This window comes from Mycobacterium paraffinicum (assembly GCF_025822865.1).
GTDB classification, from domain to species: Bacteria; Actinomycetota; Actinomycetes; order Mycobacteriales; family Mycobacteriaceae; genus Mycobacterium; species Mycobacterium paraffinicum.
The window spans coordinates 349,052-359,521 of record NZ_JACKUR010000023.1 but is presented as its reverse complement, the minus strand read 5'-3'; the positions used below and the strand labels follow the sequence as shown (position 1 = coordinate 359,521).

9 protein-coding genes and 1 pseudogene are annotated in these 10,470 nt (G+C 69.5%); 7 read left to right on the top strand and 3 right to left on the bottom strand.

All coding sequences use genetic code 11. The features are described 5' to 3' along the window. The first annotated feature begins 206 nt into the window (after positions 1–206). Together istA and istB are read left to right on the top strand one after the other, a co-directional pair. On the top strand, positions 207–1,796 hold the full coding sequence (gene istA / locus H7J89_RS13870; protein WP_264044284.1) for an IS21 family transposase: 1,590 nt from the start codon (positions 207–209) through the stop codon (positions 1,794–1,796). Next, positions 1,793–2,617, top strand: a complete 825-nt coding sequence (gene istB / locus H7J89_RS13865) for an IS21-like element helper ATPase IstB (protein WP_264044253.1) — start codon at positions 1,793–1,795, stop codon at positions 2,615–2,617. Before istA ends, istB begins: the two co-directional genes overlap by 4 nt. 348 nt (positions 2,618–2,965) lie before the next feature. Here istB and H7J89_RS13860 read toward each other — a convergent pair whose 3' ends face one another. Next, positions 2,966–3,139, bottom strand: a complete 174-nt coding sequence (locus H7J89_RS13860; protein WP_276042108.1) for a DinB family protein — start codon at positions 3,137–3,139, stop codon at positions 2,966–2,968. A 421-nt stretch (positions 3,140–3,560) separates the two neighbouring features. On the opposite strand from H7J89_RS13860, the gene H7J89_RS13855 reads away from it, so the two are divergent. Beyond that, entirely contained in the window at positions 3,561–5,186 is a 1,626-nt protein-coding gene (locus tag H7J89_RS13855) for a transposase (protein ID WP_264044252.1), read from the top strand. Here H7J89_RS13855 and H7J89_RS13850 read toward each other — a convergent pair. Next, positions 5,146–5,577 (bottom strand): nitroreductase/quinone reductase family protein, encoded by a 432-nt coding sequence (locus tag H7J89_RS13850; protein ID WP_264044250.1) that lies wholly within the window; start codon positions 5,575–5,577, stop codon positions 5,146–5,148. The genes H7J89_RS13855 and H7J89_RS13850 overlap by 41 nt on opposite strands. 216 nt (positions 5,578–5,793) lie before the next feature. Further along, the gene (locus tag H7J89_RS13845) at positions 5,794–6,351 is read right to left on the bottom strand and encodes a DUF488 domain-containing protein (protein ID WP_372513775.1); all 558 of its coding nucleotides are present in this window, start codon (positions 6,349–6,351) and stop codon (positions 5,794–5,796) included. Positions 6,352–6,371: 20 nt separating this feature from the next. Here H7J89_RS13845 and H7J89_RS25925 point away from each other — a divergent pair. The 4 genes and pseudogenes from H7J89_RS25925 to H7J89_RS13830 form a co-directional block, all read left to right on the top strand. Continuing rightward, positions 6,372–7,061, top strand: a pseudogene (locus H7J89_RS25925) (BadF/BadG/BcrA/BcrD ATPase family protein); the annotation flags it as partial. 138 nt (positions 7,062–7,199) lie between these two features. Beyond that, positions 7,200–8,111 carry an N-acetylmuramic acid 6-phosphate etherase gene (murQ, locus tag H7J89_RS25920; protein ID WP_372513777.1) on the top strand — a complete coding sequence of 304 codons (912 nt, stop codon included), beginning with the start codon at positions 7,200–7,202 and terminating at the stop codon, positions 8,109–8,111. Positions 8,112–8,157: 46 nt separating this feature from the next. After that, positions 8,158–8,673, top strand: coding sequence for a hypothetical protein (locus tag H7J89_RS13835; RefSeq protein ID WP_264044244.1), 516 nt, complete (start codon positions 8,158–8,160; stop codon positions 8,671–8,673). A gap of 55 nt (positions 8,674–8,728) precedes the next feature. Beyond that, a complete protein-coding gene (locus tag H7J89_RS13830; protein ID WP_264044243.1) occupies positions 8,729–10,441 on the top strand; it encodes an Hsp70 family protein in 1,713 nt (570 codons plus the stop codon). The last annotated feature ends 29 nt before the right edge of the window (positions 10,442–10,470 follow it).

Here is a 10,470-nt window from a genome sequence, read left to right as displayed (position 1 = left end):
TGGCCGTGACAGTCTGATTTGGCCCCAGGAGGACGGCTTGATTTGGCCCCGCCTGGATGGCGGCGGGGCGTTGTTGTGACGGTCTGATTTGGCCCCACTTCGGTGACACGCCGTGTTGGTTATGACGGCTTGATTTGGCCCCACCTCAGCGTGGTCGGTGTCCGGATGGTCCGGATTGCCGGTCACGGAGGTCAGGCGTGCGAAGGGTGTCGCGGGTGCAGCAGTTCGAGGCGATTCGGCGTGATCACCGGGTCGAGGGGCTATCGATTCGGGGGTTGGCCGATAAGCATGGGGTGCATCGGCGCACGGTGCGTCAGGCCTTGGCCTCGGCGGTGCCGCCGAGCCGCAAGAGCGCTACGCGGATAGCGCCGCGGTTGGAGCCGTTCAAGGCGGCGATCGATGCCATGTTGCGCAGTGATCTGGATGCGCCGAAAAAGCAGCGTCATACTGCGCGGCGGGTTTTGGCCCGCTTGGTCGATGAACATGGCGCACAGGGGTTGTCGTATTCGACGGTGCGTGATCATGTCCGCAAGCGCCGCCCGCAGATCCTCGCTGAGGCGGGCCGGCCGCTGGAGTTGGGGTATGTGCCCCAGACCCATGAACCCGGCGCTGAGGCTGAAGTCGACTTCCACGATCTGTGGGTGATCCTGGCCGGGGTGAAGACCAAGACCACGCTGTTCACGATGCGGTTGTCCTATTCGGCGCGGGCGGCGCACCGGGCTTCGATCACCGCTGGCCAGGAGGCGTTTCTGGAGGGCCACGAGTACGCCTTCGCCCGTTTCGGCGGTGTGCCGATCGGCAAGGTCCGCTATGACAACCTCAACAGCGCGGTCACCCAGGTCCTGTTCGGGCGATCCCGGCAGGAGAACGACCGCTGGATCGCGTTTCGCTCCCACTACGGGTTCGAGGCCTGGTACTGCCAGCCCGGCCATGAGGGCAGCCACGAGAAGGGCGGGGTTGAAGGCGAGGGCGGGCGGTTTCGCCGCAACCACTGCGTGCCGATGCCGGTGGTGGACTCCATCGACGAACTCAACGCCCTGCTGGAGGCCGCCGACGACGCCGATGAGGCCCGCCGGGTCGGCAACCGCTCGACCAGCGTGGCCCAGGACTGGGCGCTGGAGCGCACCCTGCTTCACCCATTGCCGGCCGAGTCGTTCGACACCGCATTGACGTTGACTCCGCGGGTCGACCGCTACGCGCAGGTGACGGTGCGCTGCAACCAGTACTCGGTGCCCGCCCGCTTCATCGGACACCGGCTGCGGGTGAAGCTGTCGGCCTCGACGGTGAGCGCCTATGACCGTAACCAGGTGGTGGCCCGCCACCAACGGGCCATCGGCAAGGGCGTCAAAGTCCTTGATCTGGATCATTATCTGGAGATTCTGCTGCGTAAGCCTGGCGCTCTGCCCGGGGCGACCGCACTGGCCCAGGCCCGAGCGGCCAAGGTCTTCACCGCCGACCACGACCGGTTCTGGGCNGCGGCCCGCAAAGCCCACGGCGACGCAGCGGGAACCCGCGCCCTGGTCGAAGTGCTGCTGTTGCACCGCCGCCTTGAGCACGCCGATGTGCTGGCGGGCATCGTCGCCGCGCTGGCGGTGGGCTCGGTCAACCCCGATGTGGTCGCCCTGGAAGCCCGCAAGGCCGGCGAACACCGCGGGGCGGCAGCCGGACCCGACGGCCAGGATCAGGACGCTTTAGTGGTCGATCTCGTGTCACGCCGGGCCGAGCTGCCCGCCGACACCCGACCGTTGCCCTGCATGGACAAATACGACGCCCTGCTCGGAAAGGAAAGCTCATGACCGCCCGCCACACCTTGACCGAGCCGGCCGCCACCGCCGCCATCGACCAGGGCTGCCGCATGCTGCGCCTGCCCACCATCCGCGACCGCTACGCCGAGATCGCCACCACCGCCGAACGCGAACACCAGACCTACCTGGGATACCTGGCCGAACTGGTCATCGCCGAGTGCGACGACCGTGACCACCGCCGCGCCCAACGCCGCATCCGCGACGCCGCCTTTCCCCGCCTGAAACGGTTGGAGGACTTCTCCTTTGACGCCAACCCCGCGATCAACCCCGCCCTCATCGGCCAACTCGCCAGCTGCGACTGGGTCAAAGCCGGCCACCCCTTGTGTTTGATCGGTGACTCCGGCACCGGCAAAAGCCACCTCCTCATCGGCCTGGGCACCCGCGCCGCCGAAGCCGGCTACCGAGTCCGCTACACCCTGGCCAGCAAGCTGGTCAACGAACTCGTCGAAGCCGCCGACGATAAACACCTCACCAAACTCATCACCCGCTACGGCCGCGTCGACCTTCTCCTGATCGACGAACTCGGATACCTGCAACTGGACCGCCGCGGTGCCGAGCTGCTCTTCCAAGTCCTCACCGAACGAGAAGAACGCTCCGCGATCGCCATCGCCTCCAACGAACCCTTCTCCGCCTGGACCAAGACCTTCACTGACCCGCGCCTATGCGCCGCCATCGTCGACCGACTCACCTTCGCTGGCCAGATCATCGAAACCGGCAGCCACTCATACCGACTCACCCACGCCCGCAACAACCAGACCGCGAAGATGACCGGGGCCAAATCAAGCCGTCACAGTGGGGCCAAATCAAGTTGACATTGCCANGCCAGATCATCGAAACCGGCAGCCACTCATACCGACTCACCCACGCCCGCAACAACCAGACCGCGAAGATGACCGGGGCCAAATCAAGCCGTCACAGTGGGGCCAAATCAAGTTGACATTGCCAACCTGTAATGCCCAGTGCCCATCGCTGTGCCCATTGGACCGCTCCCATCGGTGTCGGCGCGCCGGTAAGCCGCTCTCATAGAGATAAACGGCCGAGTGCGCGAAGATCGGTCACCTTTAGGCAGCTGTTTTTGGTGATTTGTGACACACACGGCGGTTGTTTTCGATCGGGCGGACGCCCGTGTTCGGCGAGGGCTCCCGTGTCGTCGCGCTCATCTAACTCGTCTTGCCGGTGAACCAACCGATGCACAGCGTGCTCGCAGTCGGCGTGCAGCGGGCCTGCTCGTCGGTCAGGCCATAAGCGACAGCGAAGAACGCTGTCTGCTGAAATTTCAGGTACCCCAGTAAGCTTTGGCGCTCGCTGGCTACAGGCAATGGCATTGCGCGCATGCTGCATAGTTTGCGACATGCACGACGACTTTAATTCGAAAACGGCCTACCTCGGCGATGGCAGCGATTGTGCGAAGAACATTCAGTGTCCGAAGTGACTCGCAGTGGTGGCGCCGGTTCCGAGAAGTCCGCCGTAACGCTTCGGAAACCTCAAGGGGTTTTCGGCGCTAGACGGAACACCGGCATTTTCCGAAAACCGGCGGTCTTGTCGGCGTAGATGGCGTAATTAGGGCTATAGCGCTGAGCCAAGGCGAACAACCGGTCCCGGTCTGCGCCCTCGGTCAGACCCTGATTTTTCAGCCTGGTATGGGGTAATTGCTGTGTCGTGACACGGAAATGCCCTTCGCGCAAGGGAAAATCGTGATGTTTGAAGTCATGTCTTCCCGGGCGGAAGGGCACCCGTGTGGTGAATGCTACTGGTTTGTTGTTCGATGTCGATGATGTGGTGCTGGCGAGTCCGCGGCGACCGGTGCCCCACCCGGTGATCACTGCGTCGGAGGACGATTTGACGCCGGTGGCGGGGGTGGCGTTGTGGGGTCCGCTGCTGGATCGGCTTAACGTGGTCGCTGAGGCCGATCGGCGGGGGTTGCGTGCGATCGGGCCGGGCGGCTATAGCGGTGGGCAGTGTTACCGGGCGCTGACCGAGCTACTGCTGGCCGGCGGAGACTTCTTGTCCGACCGGGTGTTGCTGGCCGACCCGGCGACCACGGTGCTGCGCGGGACCAACCCGTTGCCGTCGGTGCCCACGTTATGGCGGTTTGTGGCGGGCGCGGATCTGGGCCGGGTGGCCAAAGCCGCCGCGGTCAACCGGGTGATGCTGCGCCGGGCCTGGGCTGTCGGGGCGGCACCCGCCGGTGATCGGCTGACCATCGACCCCGACGCCACCCGGGTGGCGACCTATGGGTGCGGCAAGCAGGGCAGCGCGTTCTCGCGCACCGGGCAGACCGCGCTGTCCCCGCTGGTCGGGGTCCTCGGGGAGACCGGCGATGTGCTCGCGTTGCGCGCCCGGGGCGGCGCGGCCAACGACGGCCGGGCGATGGGCAGCTTCATCGACGAGTGCGTAAGCGCCATCCCGGCCGGCTGCCAAGACAACTACAGGCTGTGGCTGCGGGTCGACTCGGCCGGCTACCAGCAGGACGTGATCGCCGCCGCCGAACGCCACGGCGCGGACTACTCGGTCACGGTCAAGCAGTACAAGCCGGTCGCGGCGGTGATCCACGCCCTGGCCACCGATCCGGACACCGTATGGACCCCGGCATTGGGTCATGAGACCGGCAAGGGCAGCCAGATCGCCGAGACCACCACCACGGTGCTGGGGCGCAGTGTGCGGCTGATCGTGCGCCGCCAACCCAAACGATGCGGTGACCAGCTGGCCTTTGATGACCTTGATGGTTGGCAGCTGCACGCGATCATCACCAACGTCACCGCCGACAAGCTCAGCGCGGCCGAGGTCGAAGCCCACCACCGGCTGCGCGGCGGCATCCCCGAAGACACCATCCGGGCGCTGAAAAACGACTTCGGGATGATCCACGCCCCGGTGCAACCGTCTTCGGTAACTGGCTGTACTGGCAGGCCGCCGCCCTGGCCCACAACATCGGGCTGTGGCTGCGCACCCTGGCGCTGCCCCGCGCAGTCCGCCGAGCGCGCGGCAAACGACTGCGCCTGGCATTTCTCAACGTCGCCGCCCGACTGGTGCGTCACGGTCGACGCCTGCACCTACGTTTCACCGCCGCCTACCCTCACCTCGAGGCGTTCTGCACCGCGCTGCGACACATCCGGGCGCTACCGGCCTTCGGTTGACCGCCGCGAACCGGCCCGTCAATGTAACCCCGCACCGCATCGCGAACCCCCCACCGCCACATCGCGATCGGTCGTGCCTAAAACCGGTCACCGCACCGCCGCAGCCGCCGCGCACCGCCACTTGCGCTATCGCCCACAAGCTTTCGACCACCATCAGCGAGTCCCAACAGCGCAGCCACCACCAACCCGACCACCAAACAAGGTCATTACAAGCCAGGCTGAAAAATCAGGGTCAGATGGGCGATGAAGCGACCGCCGCGGCCCTCGACGCCATCCGCGAGCAGCTCGCACTCCGGGTCCGTCACCAGGTTGTAATACCAGCCCGGCTGGTCTGCGCGGCCGTAGTTGGTGGCGATCAGAATGACGTCGTCACCGTCCGTGAAGTAGCCCACCGGCGCCGCGCGGGTAGCCCCCGAGCGCGCCCCCGTCGTCCGCAGGACCACCAGCGGGACGATGCCGAACACCGAACTGCACCGGCCGCCGGTCAGGCGCATCAGCGTCGCGTCGATCGGCGCGAAGAGCACACGGTGGATGCCCCCGCCGAGCCAGGTGGTGGGGATGCGGGCAATCAAGCGGCGTAGCCCGGTCGGCCCATTGTTCGGATCCACTCGCCGTATGCCGTTCAACAGATCCGCCATCATGGCTACGCTACGTCGGTGGCCGAAACTGCCAACGACGGCCAAGGGTTCTACACGGGCGCTGGTTCCGCCACAGACTTTTGAGACTCTCGAATGTCGTCTATTTGGATACAGAAGACATTGCGAGTGGGACATTCAGGAGGCGGCGAAGTCCACTGTCCGCGCTACACGTACCGCTGACATCGATCAACGAGGATCTCTGCCAGCCGTTCCGGCTCAGCCGTCCCATACCAGATGGCCGTCGGGACGGCGGCGAGCACCGTCCGCGGGGCGGTGCGGAGTGAGGCGGCCGTCCGGCATGAGGTGTCGCACCGGCACCGCGCGGCCGAGCTCTGCCACGTCGGCGATCAGCCGCCGGTGGCAGCGCCACCAGACGCTCTCGCTGCACATCACCGCGGTGGTGCGCCGGGCGGCGTCGGCCAGGACCTCGTCCAGCGCCGTGCCGAACTCCGGCGTCCGGGTGTATGCGGCGTACGCCCGGAACGCGGCAACCGTCCACCAGCTGTCCGGCTCCAGTTCTCCCGCCGCGACATGGCGCCGCCCGCCCAGGCGAGGCTCCCACCGGTAGTCGATGCCGCGTTCGGGCAGCCAGCATTCCAGGGCCTCCCGCCGCACGTCCGGATTGGTCCGACTGGCCGGATATCGCCGCACATCCACCACCAGCTCAATTCCGGCGCCGGCAAGCAACTCCGCTAGCCGCTCACGGCCGGCCGTCCCGTGCCCCACGGTCAGCAACGCCCGCTCCACCAGACCAGTCTGCCCGGCAGTCGACACACGGCCCGCTCCGATAAAGGATGGGTGCGGTGATCCTCGCCGTCGACTTGGGTAAGACGTCGTGCCGGGCGTCGGCATGCGGCCGCAGGGCTGCGGGGCCGGGCGCGCCGGGGCTCGCGGCGCCCGGCGGCGTGCGGGCCGCGGAGGCGGCGATCGTGAACTTGGCCAACCAATTAGCACGCCGGCTCGGCGCGGTCGACGAGGTGATCGTGGGCGCCGCCGGCGCGCTGGCGGCCCCGGATTCGGCGCGTGCGCTGGGCGATGCGCTGCTGGCCTCGCTGCGGGCCGAGCGCATCGCGGTGACCAGTGACGCCGTGATCGCGCATGCCGGCGCGCTGGACGGGGAGCCGGGCGTGGTGCTGATCGCGGGCACCGGCGTCGTGGCGCTCGCGATCGACGCGGACGGCGCGCTGCGGACTGCCGACGGCTGGGGGCCGTGGCTGGGCGACGAGGGCGGCGGCGCGTGGATCGGCGCCGCCGGTCTGCGCGCGGCGCTGCGCGCGCACGACGGCCGCGGCCCGTCCACCACGCTGCTCGACGCCGCCCGCGCCCGCTTCGGCGCGCCGGAGACCTGGCCCGCCCAACTCACCGATGCCGCCGGGCTCGCGTCCTTCGCACCCGACGTCCTCGCTGCGCAGGGCGACGCCGCCGCCCTGGCGATCGTCGGCGCGGCGGCAGAGGCGCTCGCCGCGACCGCTCGCGCGGCAGGGGATGGCCCGGTCGCGATGGTCGGCGGCCTGGCCGGGTTCAAAGCGCTGCGCGGGAAGCTCGACCTCGTCCCCGCCGCCGCCGATCCGCTCGACGGGGCGCTGCGGCTGGGGGCGATCCACGAGCCGCACGTGATCCGCGTGCAGGCGGCACCGAAAACCTCTGCCGCGCAAGGACTCGACGCGCTCGCCACCGAAGCCGAGCGTCCGGGCCTGCACGACCTCGACGCGCGGCCCATCGGGGAGGTCGTCGCGCTGCTCGTCGCCGCCGAAGGCGAGGCGCATGCCGCGGTGGCGGCGGCGGTCCCGCGGATCGTGGCGGCGGCCGAGGCGATCGCCGCGCGGCTCGCGCACGGCGGCCGGCTGATCTACGCCGGTGCCGGAACCCCCGGGCGGCTCGGTGTGCTCGACGCGGCCGAGTGCGCGCCCACGTTCGACACCGACCTTGTGCGCGGTGTGATCGCCGGCGGGCCGGCGGCGCTGACCGAGGCGATCGAGGGCGCCGAAGACGCCTTTGAGCCAACCGATCTCGCCGACCTGACCGCCGCCGACGCACTCGTCGGGATCACGGCGTCGGGCCGCACGCCGTATGTGCTCGGGGCGCTCGAGCATGCGCGGGCGGCGGGCGCGCTGACGGTCGCGATCGTCAACAACTCGGGCAGCGCGGCAGCTGCCGATGTGGTGATCGAATTGCTCACCGGCCCTGAGGTTCTCGCCGGATCCACCCGGCTGACCGCGGGAACGGCGCAGAAGGTCGTACTCAACGCGCTCTCGACGAGCGTGATGATCGCGCTCGGCAAGGCCTACGGACCGCGGATGGTCGACGTGCGCGCGACCAACGCGAAGCTGCGCCGCCGCGCGGTGCGCATCGTGCGCGACGCGGCCGGCGTGGACGAGGAAACCGCGGCCGCCGCGCTCGCCGCCGCGGGCGGTCATGCCAAGACCGCGATCGTCGCGTTGCTCGCCGGCGTCGACGCGGCCGAGGCCGCCGCCCGGCTCGGCCGGGCGCGGGGACGCGTCCGGGACGCGCTCGACAAGGTCAACACGTTCTGAAGGCGCGCTCAGGAGGCTGGCAGGCGGTGTCAGTACCATCGGTGCCGTGGCACGCAACGGCCCACCCGAAGACTTCCACGAACAGGCGACCCGGCATGCCGACTACGGCGTCGCTGAGCAGCCGACCACCGGCGAACCCCCGGCGAACCCGCCCGCGGGGTTCGAGCAGCCCGAAGCGTTCGACGACCTGGAGGCCGGGCCCACTCCGTGGTATCGCAAGCCCCCGCTGCTCATCGCCTGGCTGGCGTTCGTCGCGATCCTGATCGCGCTGATCGTGTACGGCATCACCGAGCTGCTGCAGGGTGGACAAGGCACCAGCCCGTCCCCGAGCACCAGCCGCACGAGCACGACGACCACCACCCCCACGACCGCGCCGACCACCACCACGACGCCGACCACCAGCAGCGCCGTCGAGGCGCCGGCACAGCAGCCGACCCAGCAGCCCACGCGCCAGCCGAGTCAGCAAGAACCAACGCATAAGCATCACCTGCCGCAGGTGCCCTCGGTGATCACGATTCCGGGGGTGCCCACGGCGATCACGGTCCCGCCGGGCCTGCGCTGACCCCGTCGGCCGCTAGGGTGAGGACCACCGGGCGATCGGAAGTGGGGTGCGGGGCATGAGCGAGTCGCTCGGGCTGTCGATTGGGGCGGCCAACCTGGTGGCTGCCCGCGCGGGCAGGCCGCCGGTGGTCCGCAGCGCCGTATTGACGCTCTTCGAAAGCCGGCCGACCGAAGTTGGCCTGCCGGAGGAAAACCCGAACCTGACCCAAAACGGGATGGTGCTGCGCGGATTCGTCGAGCGCGTCGGCGACCGGTCCCCCCTGGTGGCTGCCGACGGGACGAAGTACCTCGGGGAGGTGCTGACGGTCGAGGCGATCGAGGCCATGGCGCGCACCGTCGGTTACGGCACCCCGATCACCATTGCCGTCCCCGCGTACTGGTCCGACGCCCAGTTCACCGCGCTGCGTGAGGAATTCTTCGCCCAGCCCGATCTCGCCCGCGGTGGTGTGGCGCCGGTGCTGGTGTCCGACGCCACCGCCGCGCTCGCTGCGCTGCGCGGCAGGCCGGGATTCCCGACCGCCGGTGTCGTCGCGCTGTGCGATTTCGGAGCCAGCGGCACCAGCGTCACCCTGATGGACGCCGGGTCCAACTTCACCCGCGTCGGCCCGACGGTGCGATCCGCCGATTTCTCCGGCGACGCGATCGATCAGCTCGTGCTCGGCCGCCTGCGGGCCTCCGACGACACCATGGCCGACCTGGGCAGCACCGTGCGGATGGGCTCGCAGAGCCGCCTGCTCGGTGAATGCCGGCGCGCCAAGGAGCAACTGTCGACCGCTGCGACCGCCTCCGTCGCGCTGGCTCCGGGTGCGAACGCGCAGCTGTCCCGCGCCGAGCTGGAGCAGCTGATCGCCGAACCGCTGGATCGATTCTTGGGCACTCTGGAAGAAGCGTTGCGCCGCAACGGGATTGCGAGGGGCAGGCTGGCCGCCGTGGCGGCGGTCGGCGGCGGCGCCGGCATCCCGCTGCTCGCCGCGCGGTTGTCGGAGCGTTTTCAGGTGCCGGTGCTCGCCCCACCGCAGCCCGCCGTCAGCGCCGCCATCGGAGCGGCGGCACTCGGTGAGCAGCAGACGTCGGCCGGCGTTCCGACCGCCGCGGGCGCCGTCGTGGAAACGCCCACCGAGATGGTCGGCACCGCCGGCATCGACATGACCCAGGCCGCGTCGGCCGCCCAGGCCACCGATGTGGACGGCGCCCTGGCCTGGTCCCAGGACGTCGACGGCGGCGACGAGCCGGTGCCCTACACCGGCCGCGACGCCACGGGCGAGTATTCCCGGGAGGCAACGGATTCGGGCTACGCGGACGGCGATCGCTACGCCGCGGAAGAAGGCCCGCTGCCCTGGTACAAACGCACCGCGCTGGTCCTGCTGGTGGCGGGGGCGGCCGCGGCGGTGCTGGTAGCCATCGTGCTGGCCCTGACCCTCGGCCGCCCCAAGTCCCACCCGGTGAACACCACCCCGCCGACCACGCCGGCGCCCCCGCAAACGTCGCAAACCGTGACCATCACCCAGCCGAACGGCAGCACCACCGAGACGGTCCTCCCGCCGCCACCCCCGCCGCCGTCGTCGTCGTCCGAGCAGCCGCCGACCACCACGACCACCGAGCCGCCGACCACCACCACCACGACGCCGCCGCCGACCACCACGACGACGACGCCCCCGCCGACGACGACCACCGCGCCGCCCACGACGTCGCAGGCGACCACCACGGCCGCGCCCCCCACGACGACCCGGTTCCGGCCGCTCCTGCCCCCCTTCGTACCGCGGGGCTGACGCGGCCGGTCACGGCGATGAGGGTCACA

What these genes read in the sequence shown, in the direction of transcription:
- istB (WP_264044253.1), top strand. Translation starts at nt 1,793, where the DNA reads ATGACCGCCCGCCACACCTTGACCGAGCCGGCCGCCACCGCCGCCATC.
- H7J89_RS13860 (WP_276042108.1), bottom strand. Translation starts at nt 3,139, where the DNA reads ATGCGCGCAATGCCATTGCCTGTAGCCAGCGAGCGCCAAAGCTTACTG.
- H7J89_RS13850 (WP_264044250.1), bottom strand. Translation starts at nt 5,577, where the DNA reads ATGGCGGATCTGTTGAACGGCATACGGCGAGTGGATCCGAACAATGGG.
- H7J89_RS13830 (WP_264044243.1), top strand. Translation starts at nt 8,729, where the DNA reads ATGAGCGAGTCGCTCGGGCTGTCGATTGGGGCGGCCAACCTGGTGGCT.